Origin of the sequence: Streptomyces sp. GMY02 (assembly GCF_019056675.1) — a bacterium.
Classification (GTDB): domain Bacteria; phylum Actinomycetota; class Actinomycetes; order Streptomycetales; family Streptomycetaceae; genus Streptomyces; species Streptomyces odonnellii.
Window position 1 is genome coordinate 592,503 of the sequence record NZ_CP077658.1, and the last position, 21,341, is coordinate 613,843.

Annotated in this window: 9 protein-coding genes and 1 pseudogene; 6 read left to right on the top strand and 4 right to left on the bottom strand. The window is 70.8% G+C overall.

The window, feature by feature from the left end; all coding sequences use genetic code 11:
* Positions 1-189 precede the first annotated feature (189 nt).
* Entirely contained in the window at positions 190-1,671 is a 1,482-nt protein-coding gene (locus KQY30_RS02510) for an FAD-binding protein (RefSeq protein WP_217305351.1), read from the top strand.
* Between the two features lie 47 nt (positions 1,672-1,718).
* Here KQY30_RS02510 and KQY30_RS02515 read toward each other — a convergent pair whose 3' ends face one another.
* On the bottom strand, positions 1,719-3,350 hold the full coding sequence (locus tag KQY30_RS02515) for a CocE/NonD family hydrolase (protein WP_217305352.1): 1,632 nt from the start codon (positions 3,348-3,350) through the stop codon (positions 1,719-1,721).
* A 58-nt stretch (positions 3,351-3,408) separates the two neighbouring features.
* Positions 3,409-4,251, bottom strand: a complete 843-nt coding sequence (locus KQY30_RS02520) for an SDR family NAD(P)-dependent oxidoreductase (RefSeq protein ID WP_217305353.1) — start codon at positions 4,249-4,251, stop codon at positions 3,409-3,411.
* Positions 4,252-4,345: 94 nt separating this feature from the next.
* Between KQY30_RS02520 and KQY30_RS02525 the strand changes: the two genes are divergently transcribed.
* From KQY30_RS02525 to KQY30_RS02540, 5 genes and pseudogenes are all read left to right on the top strand, one after another.
* On the top strand, positions 4,346-5,071 hold the full coding sequence (locus tag KQY30_RS02525; protein ID WP_217305354.1) for a TetR/AcrR family transcriptional regulator: 726 nt from the start codon (positions 4,346-4,348) through the stop codon (positions 5,069-5,071).
* 192 nt (positions 5,072-5,263) lie between these two features.
* A complete protein-coding gene (locus KQY30_RS02530; RefSeq protein WP_254407518.1) occupies positions 5,264-8,092 on the top strand; it encodes an NACHT domain-containing protein in 2,829 nt (942 codons plus the stop codon).
* Positions 8,093-8,215: 123 nt separating this feature from the next.
* Complete coding sequence (locus tag KQY30_RS02535; protein WP_217305356.1) at positions 8,216-9,133, top strand: DUF6801 domain-containing protein; 918 nt, start codon at positions 8,216-8,218, stop codon at positions 9,131-9,133.
* A 305-nt stretch (positions 9,134-9,438) separates the two neighbouring features.
* Positions 9,439-10,589 (top strand): annotated as a pseudogene (locus KQY30_RS36140) (beta-ketoacyl synthase N-terminal-like domain-containing protein); the annotation flags it as partial.
* 18 nt (positions 10,590-10,607) lie between these two features.
* Positions 10,608-15,692: a type I polyketide synthase gene (locus tag KQY30_RS02540; RefSeq protein ID WP_254407519.1), complete on the top strand. Its 5,085-nt coding sequence runs from the start codon at positions 10,608-10,610 to the stop codon at positions 15,690-15,692.
* A 99-nt stretch (positions 15,693-15,791) separates the two neighbouring features.
* On the opposite strand, the gene KQY30_RS02545 is transcribed toward KQY30_RS02540, so the two are convergent.
* Together KQY30_RS02545 and KQY30_RS02550 are read right to left on the bottom strand one after the other, a co-directional pair.
* Positions 15,792-16,562, bottom strand: a complete 771-nt coding sequence (locus tag KQY30_RS02545) for a hypothetical protein (protein ID WP_217305357.1) — start codon at positions 16,560-16,562, stop codon at positions 15,792-15,794.
* Positions 16,563-16,575: 13 nt separating this feature from the next.
* The gene (locus tag KQY30_RS02550) at positions 16,576-21,339 is read right to left on the bottom strand and encodes a putative T7SS-secreted protein (protein WP_217305358.1); all 4,764 of its coding nucleotides are present in this window, start codon (positions 21,337-21,339) and stop codon (positions 16,576-16,578) included.
* Positions 21,340-21,341 lie beyond the last annotated feature (2 nt).

Below are 21,341 nucleotides of genomic sequence, written 5' to 3' on the forward strand. Positions count from 1 at the left end.
TACGGCCAAGAACCGTTTCGCGGATCGGCAGATGGCTGGAAAGCGTGACGACGCCGCTCTGTTCACGGGTAGGGAAAGCCGTGTGAACGGCACCGTACGCGACGGGATGCGGCCGGTGCGTTCGCGTCGGGTCCTGGCGTGGGGTTCGTGGCGCGCTGCCCCGGGCGGCGCGGCCGAGGAGGGGGAGTCATGGCGGAGCAGACGGAGCGGCCGACGGGTTTACGCGCGGGGGCGGCGGGGACCGGGGTGGTGGCCTTCGATCCGGGGACGCGGATGTGGGTGACGGAGGCGGAGACAAGGGCCGGGCGAGCTGGTCTGGTGCAAGTGCCCCGTCTGGACGGCTCGTTGCGGTCGGACGAGGTGCCGCTCGCCGAGGGCGCGGACGACTTCGGGCACATCGTGCACCACGTCCCGGCGGCAGTGCTGGAGGCCGATTCGGTCGACGACGTGGTGGAGATGATCACGTTCTGCGACACGTACCGCGTCGAGGTGGCCGCCCGCGGTCAGGGACACGGGACGTACGGGCAGGCGCAGGTGGCCGGCGGGCTGGTGATCGAGACGGGGTCGCTGAACCGGATCGGGCCGGTGAGAGCGGGGCAGGTCACGGTAGGCGCCGGGGCCGTGTGGAGCGCGGTGGCGCGGGAGACTCTGCGGTACGGGCTGACGCCGCCGGTCTTCACGGACTACCTGGAGCTGTCGGTGGGCGGCACCCTGTCCGTCGGCGGGCTGGGCGGCCAGGCGCACCGGTTCGGCGCACAGGTGGACAACGTCACCGCGCTGGAGGTCGTCACCGGGACGGGGGAACTGGTCAGTTGCTCGCCCACCCGGCAGCCGGACCTGTTCCGGGCGGTGCTCGCCGGACTCGGCCAGTGCGCGGTCATCGTCTCGGCGACACTGCGGCTGGTCACCGCGCCCGAGACCGTACGGCACTTCCTGCTGCCGTACACGGACCTGGAGACGTTCCTGGCCGACCAGCGGCTGCTCGCCGGGGACGAGCGGTTCACCTATGTCGAGGGCTCGGTCGAGGCGGACGACGAGGGCGCGTACACGAAGTACGTACTGGAGGCCGTCGCCTACGGGCCGCCCGCCGGACCCGAGCGGAACGACGCGGAGCTGCTGCGCGGCCTGCGGTACGACCGGTCGGCACCGCTCACCGCCGAGACGCTCGGGTACTACGACTTCCTCGATCGCCTGGCCGCGGGAGTGGAGGACCTCCAGCACGCCGGCTTCTGGTCCTGGGCCCATCCCTGGCTGAATCTGCTGCTGCCCGGCGACCGCGCCGCCGAGCTGTCCCGCACCCTGCTGGACGGGCTCGCCGGGCAGGACACCGGCCCCGGCGGCGCCGTACTGCTCTATCCGCTGGTCCGCCGCCACCTGCGCACCCCCCTACTGCGGGTCCCCGACGACCAGGTGCCGTATCTGCTGGCCGTCCTGTGGACCCTGGACCCGGCGCGTCCCGCGGCCGTGAGCGCCCGCACGGCCGCCAACCACGCCGCGTACGAGACGGTCCGCGCGGCCGGCGGCACCCAGTACCCCGTGGGGTCCATCCCGATGACCGCCGCCGACTGGCGCGGCCAGTACGGCACGGTGTGGGAGACGTTCGCCGCCGCCAAGCGCCGTTACGACCCCCATGACCTGCTCGCCCCGGGCCAGCACATCTTCACCCCCTGAACGGACCCGACCGCCGTCAGCCGAAGTTCCGCCTGCCCGGGGCGACTTCACACGGGTTCGCCGGTCGGCAGCGAAAGGGTGGTCGTGGCGTGGTCGATCACGTGCGTCGTTGTCGCCATCGCCGTGCCCGTCGCGGGCGGCTCGCCGGTGCCCAGGTTGCGGTCGTACTCGGGGAACGAGCCGCCCGAAAGCTGCAACCGGATCCGCTGCCCGGCGGCGATCCGGCGAGCGCAGAAGTCGAGCGTCAGCTCGATTATTCGTGGTGTGGCCGGATCGTCCACGGACGGCAGCCGCAGCATCGCGTCGGAGAAGTTGACGGAGGTGCCGTCCGCGTCCACCACGCACAGGCGCGCGTGCAGGTCGGCGTGCGGGTTGTCCGAGGTCAGGCCGACGCTCAGCGTGGGACTCCCGTGGATCTCGACCGGTCGGCCGAACGCCGCGGTGGTGAACGTGAGCACGTCTCGGCGCTGCTCGCGTGCGGTGTTGTCCCGCGGGCCGCCCTCCGGGGAGACGCGCAGGCCGCCGACGGTGGGCGTCGGGTCGGCCGGGTCGTAGGTGAACGTCGAGGACCCGGTGTCGCCGTCCGCGGTCAGCGATCCGCCCTCGCCGAGACGCAGCTCCTGGCGCCCCGACGCCACGGGCAGGGCGGCGAGTTCGCGCCACTCCTCCGCACCGGCCACATGCAGCCGGACTGCCGGCCGGGTGAGGGCGGTGGCACCGTCCCGCAGGTGGTCGTCGAACCACGCCTGCGCTTCGTCCACCACCGTCCCCGCGGCGGCCGCGACGACATCGGTGTGCACCCACGGCCCGAGCGTCAGCGCGGTCGGCACACCCCGTGCGCGCAGCACCTCGAAAGCCTCGATGCTCTGCGGCAGGAACACGTCGTGGCTGCCGCCGATCAGCAGCGTCGCACCGGTGAACCGTTCCAGTGCCACACGGTGGTCGTACGGCCGCCAGTACGGGTCGGTGAGGCCGGGGTGGCCGACCCATTCGCCGTACCAGGGCGCGGTGGGACCGAGCAGCTCCGCCCCGGCCAGCAGCGGCAGCCGCTGCGCGGCGTCGGCCGGCAACTCGTCGGCGACCCCGGGAGACGGCCGACGCACAAGGTTGCTCCAGCTCTGGCTTCCCTGCACGGTGAACGCGCCGGTGCGGTAGAAGGCGGAGCCGAAGTCGTAGGGCCCGACCACGATCACCGCGGTTTTCGCCTCGGGCGGCGGGTCCTGGAGCAGGGCGTAGACGCAGTAGGCGAGATAGGACATGCCGATCAGGCCCAGCCGGCCGTCGAACCAGGGCTGCTCGCGCAGCCAGCCGACCGTGTCGTGGCCGTCCGCCGCCTCCTGGACCATCGGCCGCAACTGACCGTCCGAGTCCGCCGTACCGCGGCAGCTCTGCAGCAGTACGTGGTAGCCGGCGCCGGCGAACACCTTCGCGAGCAGCACGTCGAACGGGAAGCCGCGTCCGTACGGCGAGCGTACGAGGATGGTGGGCGACGGCTCGTCCGTGTGCGGGGCGTAATGCTCGGCCGCCAGTTCGATGCCGTCGCGCATGGGGACGCGCACTGTCGTCACCAGACAGTCGGTGCTGCGCGGGCTGATCCCCAGCAGGGCCAGGACCTTCTGGGGATCGGCCAGGTCCGGTGCCGCGTCCGGCGCGAAGTCGAAGTGGGCGTCTTCCGGCATGGGTGGCTCCTGTTCGCAGGATCTGAAGAGCCGGGGCCAGGAAGGCCCCGGTGGTGGTTCAGGCCGAGACGGAATCGGTGACGTGGCGCCACTTCTCGTCGGACTCGGCCAGGACCTGGGCGGCCTGGTGGGCGTAGCGGTGGGCGTCGCTGCCGAGCAGGAGCCGGAGCGGCGCGTCCTCGCGGCCGGCGAGATCACACACGACCTGCGCGACCTTCGCCGGCTCGGCGGCTTCCACCCCGGTGGCGTCGCTCAAGGCCGCGGCGTTGCGGAGCAGGTCGGCGAACGCGCCGACGGTGGGCCGGTAGGGCTCGCTGACCGGCGGGATGGCCATCGAGGAGCCCGCCCAGTCGGTGCGCATGCCGCCCGGTTCGAGCACGGTGACCTTGATGCCGAGCGGGGAGACCTCCTGCGCGAGAACGGTGGAGAAGCCTCCGACCGCCCACTTCGCGCTCTGGTACGCGGCCAGTCCCACCGAGCCGATCCGCCCGCCGACCGAGGAGACCTGGAAAATGTGCCCCTCGCCCTGGGCGCGCAGTGTCGGCAGCACCGCCTTGGTGACATGTACGACGCCGTAGAAGTCGGTGTCCAACTGGGCCCGGAAATCGGCCAGGTCCACGTCCTCGACTGCTGCCAGGTCGGCGTATCCGGCGTTGTTGACCACCACGTCGAGGCGGCCGAACGCGGCCAGTCCGTGCTGGACGGCCTGCTGGACCTGGTCGTTGTCCGTGACGTCGAGCGCCACGGGCAGCACTCGCCCGCCGTGGCGCGCGACCAGATCCTCCAGCAGAGCCGGCCTGCGTGCGGTGGCGACCACGCGGTCACCGTTTTCCAGTGCCGCTTCGACGATCGCGCGGCCCAGCCCGCGAGAGCTTCCGGTGACGAACCACACCTTCGACATGATCACACTCCTTGTGTACCGACGGTCCATTACGTCGGCCAAATTAATGAACCGCCGGTACTTTGTCAATGTACCGGTGGTCTACCATGGCGGTATGACCACATTCCGCCGGGCACGCAGCGAGGAACAGCGCGAGACCCGCAGACAAGCGATCCTTGACACCGCCGCCGCCATGCTCGACGAGATGCCCGTCAGCAAGATCAGCCTCAACGAGCTGAGCCGCCGTGTGGGGCTCGCCAAGTCACCGCTGCTGCGCTACTTCGAGTCCCGTGAGGCGATCCTGCTGGAACTGCTGGACCGCACCTGGAAACAGTGGCTCGCGCGGCTTCCCGAGCAACTCACCGCCGGCATCGGCACCGACGGCACCGCCCAGCAGCGCGGCGCCCGGCTCGCCGACACCCTCACCCGCTCGCTCGCCGAGCAGCGCGCGCTGTGCGACCTGCTCGCCGCGCAGGCCGGAGTCCTGGAACACAACGTCTCCACCGATGTCGCCATCCGCTACAAGCACGCCGCCGTCGACAACGTGACCGTCCTCGCCGGAATGGTCCGCGACCACCTGCCCGAACTCGGCGCCGACGCCGGACAGTTGTCCGCCCAGGCCATCCTGATCACCGGCGCCGTCCGGACGCACTCCGTACCGTCGCCGAGCATGCTCGCCGCGTACGACGTGGACCCGTCGCTGGCCGAGCAGCGCCTGGACTTCACCACCGCCATGCGAACGATGCTGACCACCCTGATCACCGGGACCCTCGCCCGTCCACAGCCAGAAGCGCCAGAAGCCCCTGCCCGGCGCTCCAGGAGACGAGGCGCACACCACTGACGAACAAGTCCCGAAAGCCGCGATCAAGCCGCTCGCCGCTCGCCGTTGTCAGAGACAGGCCGGAGCGATTGGCCGGCGCTTTCGGGGAACGCCCGGTACCGGCCATCCACGGGCCAACTCGCGCTACCCGGCTCCGGATCACGGGGCTAAAGTCCTCGGTGACCGACGGTCTCGGCAAAGGAGCGTGGAGTGATGAATCCCGCGGACGGCAGGGGCTCCGCGCCGGGCGGGCTCGATCCGCGGCGAGTGGTCCAGGTCATCACCGCACAGCGCTCGGGCGTGGGAGGGCGCGGGTCGGGCTATCGAGTGAGTGGGAACGCGGTGCTCACGGCCGCGCATGTGGTATCTGACGCGGTGTCGGTGCGGGTGCGTTTTCTCAACGAGGACGGTTCCGTAACGGAGTTACCCGGCGAGCCTGCCTGGACGGACTCCGCGTCGGACATCGCGGTGCTCACAATCGCAACGGACGCGAACGCCGACGGAATACGCGTAGCCGAGGTCCCGCCGGTGCGGTTCGCCGAGATCACGCAGTCCGTGGACTGTGAAGCGCTGGGATTTCCACGATTCAAGCTGCGCCCCGATAGCGCATCACCGAATCGCGACCTCCCCACGACTTACCGGGATTCCCACCACGCACGCGGCACGGTCACACCGTGGTCGAACCTCCGCGCGGGCAGCCTGGAGCTCTCCATGGATCCGCCGGGGCCCGCCCCCGAGCCGGGCCGTTCCCCCTGGGAAGGAATGTCGGGGGCCGCGGTGTGGAGCGGCGGGCACCTGATCGGGGTGGTCAGCGAGCACTACCTCTCCGACGGGCTCGGCAGGCTCACGGCAAGCCAGGTGAAACGCTGGTACCGCCGCCTCACTCCAGCCCGGATCAACGAACTCAACGACCTGATCGACCTGCCGGCCCACGCCGACCATCTCGCCCAGCTCCCTTCCCCGTCGCCCTCACCACCGCCGAACACGTCTGAGGCGGAGGACGCGCCGGACGTGCGGGAGGCTGTCAGGAAACTCGCCCGCGATGTGCGGGAGCAGTGGAATCGCGAGGTCCGGCGGCGGGTGAGCGACCCGTTCACGCTCGCCGTGCGCTTCGGTTGCACCAACCGGAATGTGTTCGACCACTGGGCCAACATCCGCCAGGCGCCACCGGATACGGACCCGAAGCCCATTCCACTGGACGGTCAACTCGACGGGATCGTCGAGGTGTACGAGTCCGTCCCGTCCCGTCGGCTGGTGGTACTGGGTGAGGCCGGGTCGGGCAAGACGATCCTGACCCTGCGCTTCGTCCACGACTGGCTGAGCACCCCCGGCGACCGGGTACCGGTGATCTTCCGTCTGGGTTCCTGGGACCCGACCCGTACCTCACTGGACGACTGGCTGTGCGGCCAACTGGTACGCGACCACCCTTTTCTGGAGACTCCTGCCGGGCACGGAGGGAATCTGGCCGACGCGCTGCTCGACAAGGACAAGATCCTTCCCGTTCTCGACGGTTTCGACGAGATCGCAGGCGGTCTGCACGGTGCGGCGCTCCGAGCACTCAACCTCACGACCACACCGCTGCTCCTGACCAGCCGCCCCGCGGAATACAGCCGGGCCGTGGCGGAAACCCGCGTGCTCACCGGAGCCGCCGCCATCGAGCTGAAGGGGCTCACCGTCGACGACTACGCCGACTACCTGCGCCGGGCCGGCCGACCGGTCCGCGACAGCGGCGAGGAGAGTTCCGCGTGGAAACCGGTCCTGGACAAGCTGCGTGCGGAGTCGCGCGGCCCGGACGCGGCGAATCTCGCCAAGGTGCTGACCACGCCGCTGATGGTCTCCCTGGCCGGCACCGTCTATCGCGGCGCTCCCGGACACGACCCCTCGGAGCTTCTGAGGACCGCCCGGTCCGCATCCCCCGAAGCCCTGGAAGCCCATCTCCTGGCAGCCTTCGTCCCCGCCGTCTACGACCCCACACCGACCGGCCGCGAGACCGGCGGTCTCCGTCGCTGGGAGCCCGAACGCGCCGAGCACTGGCTCAGCTACCTCGCCGCGCACCTGGATGAACTCGGCACCCATGACCTCGCCTGGTGGGAACTGGGCACCACCATGCGCCATTCGTCGCGCATGCTCGTGGTCGGTTTTCTGGCCGCGCTGGCCTTCGGGATGACGACCGCGATCGGGAACGTGCCCGTGGACCTGGTCGGGACCGCGCACGGACCCGGGTTCGCCATCGCGCGGGGGCTCATCGTCGGACTCCTGCACGGGCTCGTCATCGGGCTGGCCTTCGGCCTGCTGTACGGGTACGTGTCCAGGACGGCGCCACACGAGCCGTCGCGCGTACGCGTACGAGTTTTCGGCAGGTCCGGCCGGACACGTACCAAGTTCGTCCCCAGATTCCTGGTCGGACTCGGCCTGGGGCTCCCGGCCGCGGTCATGCTGGTGCTCCTGGACAGACTCGTGGTCGCGCCGCTGGGGTTCGACGACGGACTCGACGGCGGGACCATGGGCGCGATCCTGTTCCCGCTTGAGATAGGGCTCGGGGCCGGGCTCGTGCTCGTCATCATGGCCCGGCTCGAAACGCCCATCGACATCCGACGGGCGGTCAGCGCCTGGGGCCTGTTGAGCACGAACCGCAACAACGTGGTCCTCCATATGCTCGTGTGGATGATCGTGTTCGGGGTCCCGGCCGGGCTTGTCATCGGGCTCGGGGTCGGGGCCCCGGAAGGGCCCGTCATCGGGCTGGTGTCCGAACCCGTCCGCGGGCTCCTGGCAGGGCTCGTGTTCGGGCTCGAGGCGGCGTTCGGGGGCGGGCTCGGGTACGGGCTGAGTTTCACCGCCTGGGGTCAGTGGGTGGCCCTGACGCGGGTGTGGCTGCCGCTGACCGGCCGGCTGCCCTGGGGAATCATCACTTTCCTGGACGACGCCCACCAGCGGGGCGTGCTGCGCCGGGCCGGCGCGGTTTATCAATTCCGCCACGCGCAACTCCAGGACCATCTGGCCCAGGTATTCCACGCGCACCACGCCTCTCACCGGTCGAATTGAGCGGTGACGACGTAACCGGGCCAGAATCGGAACCATCGGCGAACGGAACAACGTGTCGATGGTGAGACCCCATAATCAGGTATCGACAAAAAAACACAGTGGACCACGTCACGGAGGTGGCATATGACTGCCGAGCACGGAATGGGAAAGCCCGGGGTGAGGACGGCCCTTGGGCTGGTCACGGCGTTAGGAGCCGCCGTCGGAGTCGTCGGAGTCGTCGGGTTTTCCGGAGCCGGAACCGCGGCCGCACAACCGGTTTCGCTCTCGCTGAAGTACACATGTGACGTTCCGATTATCGACGACCAGCACATCACCGGGCGGATCGACGCGAATATCCCGTCGTCGGTCGCGATCGGCCGGCCCGGCAAGAAAATCGACATCGGTGCGGGAACGACGGTGGACGCGGACCTCACACCGTGGCTCGGCCGAATCGGTGTGAAAACCGTCGAGGGCACGGTCGAGGCGAAGATCAAGGTGGCCGCACCGCAGGGCGACAGGCAGGTCGAGGTGCCCCTCGACATCACCAGGACCAGCATCCCGGCATCCGGTGCGTTCGACATCACGGCGACCGGCTCCGCGCTCACCCCCGCTTTCACCCGGCCGGGCACCGCGCGGATCACCGTAGGCGACATCGTCCTGAACGTCGTGGGAAAGAAGGAGAACGGCGAGGCCCTGGAGGAGCTCCGCGTGCCGTGCACGCTGGACGCCGGGCAGAGCAACTCCGTCGGGTCGTTCGAGATCACAGGCCCGGGAGCCGGCTCCACCCCGTCCGGCGGGGCCGACCCGACCCCGTCCGACGGCTCGGACACGAACGGCAACGGAACGACGTCCCCGAGCACCACGCCCACGGCGTCCTCCACCGCCGGAGGGTCGTCCACGACGGGAGGTACGGCCGGCGGTACGACGACGGGGAGCATGGCGGCCACCGGCCAGGACGCCGGAAACCTGATCCTGCCGGCCGCGGGCACCCTTGTCGCGGGCGTCGCCGCCTTTTTCGTCGGCTCGCGGCTGAGGAACCGCCGCCGCGCCGCCGACGGCTGAGGCGGGCCCGAGGCACGGTCGGCCACGGGCCGGATCCCAGTGCTCCGTCCCCGTACGGCATCGCTCCGGCCAGGTCCCTCCAGGGGACCGATACAGGGCCGACATCACTTCGACGTGGTACCGACGTCCGACGAACTTCCCGTCGCGGTGAAGCCGAGCCCGTCCCGACGTGGTTCCTAGCCGGGGCGGACACATTCGCCTCCCAGGATGGCAGCACTCCGCGACCGGGCCGACCGTCGAGCAGCAGTCACGGAGGCCGTATCTGCGCGACGTGCTCATAGCCACGGGAGAGAGGTTCGCTGAGGATGCCGGACGAAAAGAAACTCCTCGAATACCTGAAGTGGGTCACCACGGATCTGCACCAGACCCGCCAACGTCTTCAGGAGGTCGAATCCGGCAAGCAGGAGCCGGTGGCGATCGTCGCGATGGCGTGCCGGTACCCCGGCGGAGTGCGCTCGCCCGAGGATCTGTGGGAGCTGGTCTCCTCCGGCGGCGACGCGATCTCCGGGTTCCCCACCGACCGCGGCTGGGACCTCGGCGTACTCGCCGGTGACGGTCCCGGGCGCAGCGCCACGCAGCAGGGCGGATTCCTCTACGACGCGGCCGAGTTCGATCCAGGCGTCTTCGGGATCTCGCCGCGCGAGGCCCTCGCCATGGACCCGCAGCAGCGGCTGCTCCTGGAGACGGCCTGGGAGGCCATCGAACGCACCGGCACGGACCCCACCGAGCTGCGGGGCAGCAGGACCGGTGTCTTCGTCGGCACCAACTCCCAGGACTACGCCCATCTCGTACTGGCCTCGGACGACGACATGGGCGGGTACGCGAGCAACGGTCTGGCCGCGAGTGTGATGTCGGGCAGGCTCTCCTTCGCGCTCGGTCTGGAGGGCCCGGCGGTCACGCTCGACACCGCGTGCTCGTCGTCGCTGGTGACGCTGCATCTGGCCGCGCAGGCGGTACGGGCGGGCGAGTGCTCGCTGGCACTGGCCGGCGGTGTGACGGTGATGACGACCTCGTCGAGCTTCGCCGGGTTCAGCCTCCAGGGCGGCCTCGCCCCCGACGGCCGGTGCAAGGCGTTCTCCGACGACGCCGACGGCACCGGCTGGTCGGAAGGCGTCGGCATGCTCGTCGTGGAGCGTCTCTCGGACGCCCAGCGCAACGGGCACCCGGTGCTGGCCGTGCTGCGGGGCAGCGCCGTCAACCAGGACGGCGCGTCCAACGGCCTGTCCGCGCCGAACGGCCCTTCGCAGCAGCGCGTCATCCGGCAGGCGCTGGCCGCCGCGGGGCTCTCCCCTCCGATGTGGACGCCGTGGAGACCCATGGCACCGGCACGGGCCTGGGTGACCCGATCGAGGCGCAGGCGCTGCTGGCCACGTACGGACAGGAGCGTGAACGGCCGCTGCTGATCGGCGCGGTCAAGTCCAACATAGGCCACACCCAGGCGGCGGCCGGCGCGGCGGGTGTGATCAAGACGGTGATGGCGCTCCGGCACGGTGTGCTGCCCAAGGTGCTGCATCTGGACACGCCCTCCACGCGGGTGGACTGGACGGCCGGTTCGGTCGAGCCGCTCAAGGAGCGCACGGCGTGGCCGGAGACCGGCCGCCCGCGCCGCGCGGGCGTCTCGTCGTTCGGCATCAGCGGCACCAACGCGCATGTGATCCTGGAGCAGTCTCCGGAGGAGTCGCGGGCGCGGCCGGCCGCGGAGGGGACAGGCGAGCGGATGTCCTCGGAGGAGGCCGCGCCGGCGGTCGTCGGTACTGGTGCGCTGCCGTGGGTGCTCTCCGGCCGGGGCGAGAGCGCGGTACGCGCCCAGGCGGCGAAGCTGCGGGACTTCGTGTCCGCGCGGCCCGAACTGAGCCCCGCGGACGTGGGCCTCTCGCTGGCCACGACTCGTACCGCGTTCGAGCACCGCGCCGTACTCGTCGCCGCGGACCGCAAGGAGTTCCTGGCGGGTCTGGACGCGCTCGCCGCCGACGAGGTCGCCCCCCAGGTGATCCGGGGCAGGACCCCGGTCGGCGGCAGCGGCAGGACCGTGCTGGTCTTCCCCGGGCAGGGCGCCCAGTGGGCCGGTATGGCCGTCGATCTGCTGGACACCAGTGAGGTGTTCGCCGCGCGCGTACGTGCCTGTGGGCAGGCCCTCGCGCCGTACACGGACTGGGACTTGGAGTCGGTCCTGCGGGGGACCGAGGGCTCTCCCGGCCTGGAGCGGGTGGATGTGGTCCAGCCCGCTCTGTGGGCCGTCATGGTCGGTCTTGCCGAGGTGTGGCGCGCGGTGGGTGTGGTGCCCGACGCGGTGGTCGGCCACTCCCAGGGCGAGATAGCCGCCGCCTGTGTGGCGGGCGCCCTCGGTCTGGAGGACGGCGCCAGGATCGTGGCGCTGCGCAGCCGTGCGATCCGGGGCCTGTCCGGTCACGGCGGCATGGCGTCCGTCGCCCTGTCCGCGGAGGAGGTCAGCCGTACGATCGCCCCTTGGGGGGACCGTATCCAGATCGCCGTTGTCAACGGCCCGTCCGCCACTGTCGTCGCCGGTGAGCCGGAGGCGCTGGAGGAACTGGTCGCCGCGTGCGAGGCCGACGGGGCCCGGGCACGTGTGATCCCGGTGGACTACGCCTCCCACTCCTCGTATGTGGACGCGATCCGCGACGAGCTGCTCGAAGCCCTGGCGGACATCACGCCGAAGGCCTCGGAGACCGCCTACTACTCCTGTGTCACCGGTGGGCGGTTCGACACCGCCGGGCTCGACGCCGAGCACTGGTTCCGCAATCTGCGCGAGACCGTACGGTTCGAGGACGCCACGCGGGAGCTACTGGCCGACGGATACGGGCAGTTCATCGAGGTCGGGCCGCACCCCGTGCTGCTCCCCAGCATTCAGGAAACCATCGACACCACCGACCGCCGGGCGCACGCGATCGGTTCGCTGCGCAGGGACGACGGCGGCTGGGACCGCTTCCTCTCGTTCGCGGCCGAGGCGTACGCCAGGGGAACCGCCCTCGACTGGGAGCGGCTGTTCCCCGGAGCGCGGCGGGTGGACGTGCCGACGTACGCCTTCCAGCGCGAGCGGTTCTGGCCGTCCGTATCGGCGCGGGCCGTGGACGCATCCGGTCTGGGCCTGGTCCCGGCCGAACATCCGCTGCTGGGCGCGGCGGTGCTGGTGGCGGGGTCCGACGAGGTGCTGCTGACCGGCCGGCTGTCGGTACGGTCTCATCCCTGGCTGGCCGACCATGTGGTGAACGGGATGGTCCTCTTTCCCGGCACCGGCTTCGTGGAACTGGCCGTACGCGCCGCGGCCCAGGTCGGCTGCGACCGGGTCGAGGAACTGGTGCTCACCACCCCGTTGGTCCTCCCCCACGACGACGCGGCCGAGGTCCAGATCTCCATCGGCGGCGCGGACGACAGCGGCCGGCGTGAGCTGCGCTGCCACACCCGCCCCTCCGGCGTCCATGACGCCACGTGGACGCTGCACGCCTCCGGGCGGGTCGGCCGCGAGGAGCACGTGATCGATTTCGACGCGTCGGTCTGGCCGCCCGAGGGCGCGACAGCCGTCGACGCCGCGACGGTGGACGAGCTGTACGACCGCTTCTTCCGCAAGGGACTGCGGTACGGTCCGGCGTTCCGCGGGCTGTCCGCGGCCTGGCGCCGGGGCGAGGAGATCTACACCGAGGTCACGCTCCCCCAGCAGGCGGGTGACGCGGACGGGTACGGGGTCCATCCGGCCCTGTTCGACTCGGTCCTGCACAGCACGGTGTTCGCCGGGCCCGAGGACATGTCACGGGGGCTGCTCCCGTTCGCCTGGGACGGGGTGTCCGTGCATGCCACGGGTGCGACGGCCCTGCGGGTACGGCTGACCGCCATTGGCCAGGATTCATTCGAACTGGCGGCTGTCGACGTACAGGGCGAGCCGGTGTTCTCCGTCGAGTCGCTGGCTCTGCGGACGGCTCAGCCGGAGGCGGCCGACGCCCCGCGCCGTACGGAGAACGCGTCGCTCTTCGGTGTCGACTGGGTCTCCGTTCCCGCCGTGCGGCCGGTGTCCGGTACCCGCTGGGCGGTCGTCGGCGCCGATGAACTGGATCTGGGTTACGCGATGCACCGTGCGGACGAGACGGTCGTCGCGTATGCGGAGTCACTGGCCGGGACGATCGGCGACAGCGGTGTCGCGCCGGATGTCGTTCTGGTGCCGGTGGTGGGCGACCAGGAGCTGGAGCGGCCGGAGGCGGTGCGTGCCCTCACCGGCTGGGTGCTGGGCCTGCTCCAGGAGTGGCTGGACGAGCCGCGGCTGTCCGGATCGCGCATGGTCTTCGTCACGCGTGGTGCGGTCGCCGCGGAGGGTGAGGAGGTCCGGGATCTGGCCGCGGCCGCGGTCTGGGGACTCGTACGAACGGCGCAGACGGAGAATCCGGGCAGCTTCCTGCTCGTGGACATGGACGACACGTTCCTGTCGGCCGGAGTGCTGCCGGGCGTGCTCGCCCTGGACGAGCAGCAGATGCTGGTGCGCGAACACACCGTCCGCGCCGCGCGGTTCACCCGCCTGCCCGCGAACGGGACGGGCTCCCCGGCCGAGGGCGCCGCGCCCGTCTGGGACCGCGAGGGCACCGTACTGATCACCGGCGGTACGGGCGGCCTCGGCGGCGAACTGGCCCGCCACCTGGTGGCCGAACACGGCGTACGGCACCTGCTCCTGGCCGGACGCCGGGGCCCGGACACACCGGGCGCGACGGAACTGCGCGACGAACTGACGGGCCAGGGCGCCGAGGTGACCGTCGTCGCCTGCGATGTCGCGGACCGTACGGCGCTGGACGCGCTGCTGGCGGCCGTACCCGCCGCGCATCCGCTGACCGGCGTGGTGCACACCGCGGGCGTGCTGGACGACGCCCTGCTCGGTTCGCTGACCGCCGAGCAGCTGGACCGGGTGCTGAAACCGAAGGCCGACGCCGCGTGGTACCTCCACGAAGCGACGCGTGAACTGGATCTGGCCGCGTTCGTCCTCTACTCGTCCGTCTCCGGCGTCGTGGGCAGCCCGGGTCAGGCCAACTACGCGGCCGGCAACGCCTTCCTGGACGCCCTGGCCGTACACCGCCGGTCCCTCGGACTGCCCGCGACCTCCCTCGCCTGGGGCCCCTGGGCCCAGGGCAGCGGGATGACCAGCAAACTGGCCCAGTCCGACATGGACAGGATGTCCCGGTCCGGGATGCCGCCGATCTCCACGGCCGCCGGTCTCGCCCTCTTCGACTCGGCCGTGGGACGCGCGGAGGCGCTTGTCATACCGGTCCGCCTCGATATCGCGGGGCTCCAGGCCCAGCAGACACTGCCCGCGCTGTGGCGGGACCTCGTCCCCCGGGCGCGCCGCTCCGCCGCCACGGCGAACCGCTCGCCCGTCACACTGCTCGACCGGCTGCGCAGGCTAGGACCGGCGGAACAGCTCCAACTGCTGACCGATCTGGTGGTGGGGTACGCGGCCGGACTGCTGGGCCACCGTGATCCCGGCGCCATCGATCCGGAGCGCCGCTTCCTGGAGCTGGGCTTCGACTCCCTGGTCTCCGTCGGACTCCGCAACCAGCTCGCCGAGGCGCTCGGCATGCGGCTGCCCACCTCGGTCGTCTTCGACAACGAGACACCCCTCAAGCTCGCCGGCTGGCTGCACCAGGAACTCGCCGGACTCCGGACGGGGCAGCAGGCGCCCCGCTCCGAGAGCGATGGTGGCGGTCCGTCCACGGCGGCGCGGCCGTCGCAGGACGCGGGCGAGACGCTGGAGGGCCTCTTCTACAGCGCGGTACGGAACGGGAAACTCGTCGAGGGCATGCGTCTGCTGAAGGCCGTGGCGAACACCCGCCCGACCTTCGAGACCCCCGCCGATCTGGAGGAGCTGTCCGCGCCCGTCGTCCTGGCGGACGGCCCGCGCAGCCCCAGGCTGATCTTCGTCAGCGCACCCGGTGCCACCGGCGGCGTACATCAGTACGCGCGTATCGCGGCCCACTTCCGCGGCAAGCGGCACCTCTCGGCACTCCCGCTGATGGGCTTCGCGCCCGGTGAGCCGCTGCCCGCCACGAGCGAGGCCGCGGTCCGTATCGTCGCGGAGAGCGCGCTGCACGCGAGTGACGGCGAACCGTTCGTCCTGGTGGGGCACTCGTCAGGCGGCTCACTGGCCTATCTGGCGGCGGGCGCGATGGAGGAGACCTGGGGGATCAAGCCCGAGGGCGTCGTCCTGCTGGACAGCGCGAGCATCCACTACAACCTGGGCGAGGGCAACGACCTCGACGCGACCACCCGGTTCTACCTGGCCGACATCGACTCGCCGTCCGTGATGCTGAACAGCGCCCGGATGTCCGCGATGGTGCACTGGTTCATGGCGCTGACGGAGTCCAAGACCCCGCCGCCCACCGCACGCACCCTCCAAGTGCGGTGCACCCAGGATCTGGACGGGTTCATCCTCAACACCTCCTCCGTACCGGCGGACGAAGTCCGGGACATCGAGGCGAACCACCTCTCACTGGCCAAGGAGCACTCGGCACTGACGGCGGACGCGATCGAGAAGTGGCTCGAAACCCTTCCGGGCGGCGGATCGTAGGCCGGCACTTCACCGGGGCCGGGCGGGCAGTGACATCACGCACCGCCCGGCCCGGGTGTCGGGTCGGTGTGCACATTGCCGTGGGGGTCAGGCAGGTGGTCAGGGCTTCTGCTTGGTGGGCGGGTCGGCGTAGTCCTCGACGAGATTGCTGATGAGCGCGAGGAGGGCGTCGGCTCGGTGGCGGTCCTCGTGTTGGTTGCGGAGGGCGTGGTCGACGGCCCGGAGTCGGGTCAGGGCGACCGGGTTACGGTCCTCCACCTCGTAGATCACCGGCTGGGTGATCAGGTCCAGGCACTCGGTGAGCAGCCGACTGGTGGCGGTGGACGGCGGGTTGGGGTCGGGCGCGGCGAACGCGGTGGTCAGGTACCGCGCGGGATCCGTGAGACTCCACCCGACGACGGTGTCGTGCTGGACGAGAAGCGCCACGTCGGGAGCGATGCCGATGCGGGCCTCCAGCGGCTCGTCGAGGACATCGAGGTCGCGCAGGCACGTCAGCACGGCATCCCCAGGAGCGCGGCAGAGCACCGTGGTGATCTCCTGCCGGAAGTCCCGGGCCTCGTCCGCGCGAAGCCCGCCTGGGCGTACCGCAGGCGTGACGGGAACGCGGGCGGAGTCCTCGGCGGAAGCGGATTCTTCCGGCAGATGGAACTCGGCACCGACCAGTTGCCGACCGGCCGGGGCGAACCGGAAAACGTCAGGACTGTCCCACAGCCATTCCTGACTACCGAACGTGTCCACGAGGAACTTGTTCCGCTCCACCACATTCGCGTAGGGCGCGACGCGGACAGAGGTGCCCGCGAAGCGAGGGGTGAGGTGCAGCGGATCGTCCGTCACCGTCGCGCGCCAGCCGTCATCGAGTGTCAGTCTCATGGTGAATGCCGCCTCATCGGATCTGCACTGCCGGAGGCATGAAGCCGTCCCTGGCCGGAATCCTGCCCTCCACGATATCCGTGTGGGTAATCGGCCCACCGGGATCGGCTGGCGAGCCGCCCAGCGCGCTTGCCCCGGATTCGCCCCTGATCCCGGACGGGCCGTATGCCGTGATGGCCTGACCCGCGGAGGAACCGGGACCTCGGGTCACGACGACGTCCTCGCCCTGCCGGAAGATGAGGTTTCCTGCGCCTCCCGTCGAGTGATACACCGCATCCGGGTTCCTCAGGATCTCCAGGACCCGCTCGTCCGTGAAACCGTGCCTGGTGTCCCCGTGGTAGTCGGGGTCCTTCCTCAGCCGGCCGTCCTGTGCCCTCTCGACGACCCCGTCCGCGACCTTGAGGACCCGCTGCTGGGCCTTCTCCTCCTTCGTGTACTTGGGCATCAGGCCCAGCGGGTCGCACCCGCTGTAAGGGTTGTCCACGTACCCGACCGGGTTCGGGGCGGGAGCGAGGCCGAGGGGGTCCGGGGAGGTGTAGCGGCCGGTTTCCGGGTCGTAGTGGCGGAAGACGTTGTAGTGGAGGCCGGTTTCGGGGTCGTAGTACTGGCCGGGGAAGCGCAGCGGCGTGTACGCGCTGCTGTCGCGGGCCCAAGCCGTGGTGCCCCACAGGGTGGCCCGCGAGCGCCACGCGATGTCGCCGGACTCGTCGATCAGTTCGGTGGGGGTGCCGATGAGGTCGGTGGCGATGGCGAAGAAGCGGCGGTCGATCTCTTCCTGGCGGTCGTCGGCCGTGAGGATGCGCTCGGTCTGGGCGAGCGGGACGGTGTCCCGGTGGTCCCAGGTGAAGGCGACCGTGTTCGGGGCGTCCGGCCGATGGGTGGTCTGTTCGCACAGGGTGAGGCCGTCCCAGGTGAAGCGGACCTCCTCCGCCACGCTCTCGCCGTCCGCCGCCAGCCGCTGCTTCGCGGTGCGGCGGCCCAGCGCGTCGTAGCGGTACCTCCACCGCGTTCCGTCGGGCGTGGTGACGGAGGTGAGGCGGTTCTCCGTGTCCCACTCGTACCGCCAGGTGTCGGGCTTGCGGGAGAGGCGGGTCTTCTGCCGCAGGACGACCCGGCCGAGGGCGTCGTGTTCGAAGCGGACGCCTCCGGCGCGGGTGATGGTGGTGCCTGTGTAGGCGCGCTCCCCGGTCGCTTCGCCGCCGGGGTGGCGGGACGGCCAGGATGCGGAGGTCTGGTTGCCGGCGTCGTCGTAGGCGTACCGCTCCGTCCAGCCCTGGGCATGGACGGCGGTGACCCGGCCCGCCCGGTCGAGATCGAAGGTGCGGGTGCCCGACAACTGGTCCGCGACGGAGGTCAGGTGGCCGTCGGCGCGGTAGGTGTAGGAGCGGCTGTTGACGGTGCGCGCTCCGGTGGTGATGGTCTGCGCGGCAAGCTGTCCGGCTTCGTCCCAGGCGGAGGCCATGGTCACCGTGTCGCCGAAGACGCGGGCGAGCTCCCGGCCGGCGGCGTCGTGTGTGAAGTCGACGCGGTGATCTCCGGTGGTCAGCCGGAGGGGGCGTCCGTCGGGGCCGTAGGCGTAGTTGGTGACATGACCGGTGGGTGTGGTGCGGCGCTTGCGGCGGCCGAGTTCGTCGTAGGCGTAGACGACGGGACGGCCGTCCACCAGCTCGGTCTTGACGTGGCCGCGACGGTCGTACTGGTACCGGAGTTCGCTGTCCGGTCCGACTGCCTCAAGGAGGCGTCCTGCCCCGTCGTAGGCGTAGGCCGTTGTCCGGCCGTCGACGTCCTTGCGGATCACCTGGCCCAGTTGGTCACGCTCGAAGGAGATGGTGCCGCCGAGCGCGTCGACGCGGGCGGCGAGCCGGCCCGCGGCGTCCACCCGGTAGGCCAGGGTGCGGCCGTCGAAGTCGGTCTCGGAGACGATGTTGCCCGCTGCGTCGTACTCGTAACTCCATGTCAGACCCTGCGGGTTGACCACACGGGTGAGACGCAGGTCGGCGTCGTGCTCGAACTCGTGGCGTGTGCCGTCGGGTTGTGTGCGGGCGACCGGCAGGTCGAAGTGGGTGTACTCGAAGCGCGAGACCCCGCCGGACGCGTCGGTGTGGGTGGTGCAGTTTCCTTCACCGTCGTAGGTCCATGATTCCGTCGCACCGTCGGGCCCCGTACGGCGGGCGAGCTGACCGTCCGCGTCCCACTCCAGGCGCGTGACCCCGCCCAGCGGGTCGGTGACGCGGACCGGGCGGCCGAGACCGTCGCGTTCCGTGCGGGTGGTGGCGCCGGCCGGGTCGGTCACCTCCACGGGCAGCCCCGCCGCATCGCACACCACGTGTGTTGCGGCACCGAGGGCGTCGGTGACCGAGGTGAGCCGCCCGGCGTGGTCGTAGGTGTAACGGGTTGTGGAGCCGGCCTGGTCGGTGACCGCCGTGCGGTTGCCGCGTTCGTCGAACTCATGGACCATGCGGGTGCCGTCCGGCCCGACGACCTCCACCGGCAGACCGAACAGGCCGCGCACGGTACGCAGTTCGCTTCCGTCGGGGCGGGTGGCCGCTATGAGCCGGCCCTCCTCGTCGTACGAGAAGGCGGTGGTGAGGCCCAGCGGGTCGGTGCGGGTCAGCAGATTGCCGCGTGGGTCGTAGGTGAACCTGGTGGTGTGGCCGAGCGGATCGGTGGTGGCCAGGATCCGGCAGCGGTCGTCGATGAGGTGGCGGGTGGTGTGCCCATCGGCGGTGGTGAGCGTGGTGGTGCGATGGCCTGTCTCGGCGTCAGGTTCGGTGTAGCGCAAGGTGATCTGGACGTGGCCGGCCTCGCCGCCCTCCGCCACGACACGGTCGCGGTCGTCATAGACATAGTCGTAGCGGCTTGCGTTCGAGTCGATCCAGGCGATGACACGGTGGCGGTCGTCGTAGGCGAAGGTGGTGGTGGCGCCGGAAGGCCGGGTGACGGCGGTGAGGTCGCCGTCCTCGTAGCCGTAGCCCATCAGCGGCAGATCCGCGCCGTCCTCGCCCGCGCCGGCGAGGGTCAGGGCCGTGACCCGGCCCTCGGCGACGGACACCTTCACCTGCCCGCCCGCCGAGTGGACCAGCGCCAGCGGCAGGCCGTCCTCGGCACGGTCGACGGTGACCGTATGGCCGTTGCGGTCGCTGATCTGCGTCAGCCAGGCATCGCCGTCACCGCCCGGCTCGTTGCCGGACGGGGCGGTGAAGTGGAAGGTCAGACCGCTGTCGGGATCGGTGACCGTGTAGTCGCCGTCGGCGTCGCGGGTCAGCAAGGCGCGGCCCCGGCCCGTCTCCGGCCGGGTGGGCACGCCGGGGACCGGGTGCGGGTACCGGATCAGGAGCCCGTCGGCGGTGACATGGACGACACCGACGGCGTCGATCTCCAGCCGCTCGTCGACAGTGGACGACCACGAGGGCCCCAGGAAACGGCCGGCCGTGTACCCCGACTCGGTACGGCGGGTGAAGACCAGCGGCAGGATCCCGGGCAGCGACACGTCGGTCTGGGGCAGGAACATCCGGCCCGACGCGAGGTCCACCGGGTCGGTGCCGTCTGTGGTGCGGTCGCCGTTGGGGCGGTCGTGGGTGCCTTCGGGAGCGTCGTCGAGGAGTCTGCGGGCGCGGTTGGCGTCGGCGGCGACGTCGGCGGCGTCCATGGCCAGCCGGGTGGCCTTGACCCCGGCGCCCGCGCCGCCGGTCGCGGCGGTCAGGACCAGGTCGGGGACGAGCCGGCCGAAGCCCTCAGCCGGGTCGCGCATGAAGTCGGTGACCATCTGACGGCCCGCGCCCCACGGGTCATTGGCCACCTGCACCAGCCCGGCCGCCGTGTTGTTCAGCGACAGCAGATACTCCGCCGGGTGCGTGATGTTGTACGGGTCGGTCGGATTGATCCCCCGTACGAAACTGACCAGCCCCGCCGTGCCCCGCACAATGCCCGCACCGAAATGCGTCTGCATGACCTCCAGTTCATCCAGGCCGTCCATAGCCTGCTCGGCGTACGAGGGCTTCGGCGGCGCCGTATCCCGCGCCTCCGCGACCGCGCTCCGCGCCGTCTCACCGGCCGAGTTCCTCTGGCGGCGGGCCTCGGCCAGCAGTTCCTGAGCCTCCTCCATCCGCGCCCGGCCCGGATCACTGAACTCACCCGGCCGCGCCGGCAGCGAGGCCGGGTCACGCTGGTCGGCGGGCTGCGCGTTGTACCGGTCGACGGCCTGGTTGTACGCGTCAACCCGGCCGTTGTGCGCGTCCCGCGCCTCCTCCGAGGCCTGCGTACCGGCCTTCCACTTGTCGATCGCGGTCTGCGCCTGCCCCTGCGCCCACTCCACCGTCCCGGCGAACGACTCCAGCGCCCCGGCCGCCTTCCCGAACGCCTCCGCACCCCGGAACCACTTCGGCGGCTCAACCGACACCGTCTCCCGGAACGCGTCCGCCCCCTCACCTTGCAGCGAGCCGGAGTCCAAACCCCGCAGGCCCTCACCGACATTGGTGAACGCGTTCTCCAGGTCGCGGAGATGGGAGGCCGTACTGCGGATCTTGCCCGGACTGCCATGGATCAGCTTGGTCTTGTCCTCACTCTGGCCGAGATCCAGCTCGTCGACCTCGGCGCCCAGCCGGTTCGCCAGCGAACCCGACTGCTCACGCACCCAGTCCGCACCGGACTGCCAGCCCACATCCTCCAGCCGGTCCGCCGTCCACCGCCCGGCATCCTCAACCCGGTTGCCCACCCACTCGGCACCGTCCTCGACCACGTCCTCGACAACATCCGGAACGAAATCACCAAGACCCACGG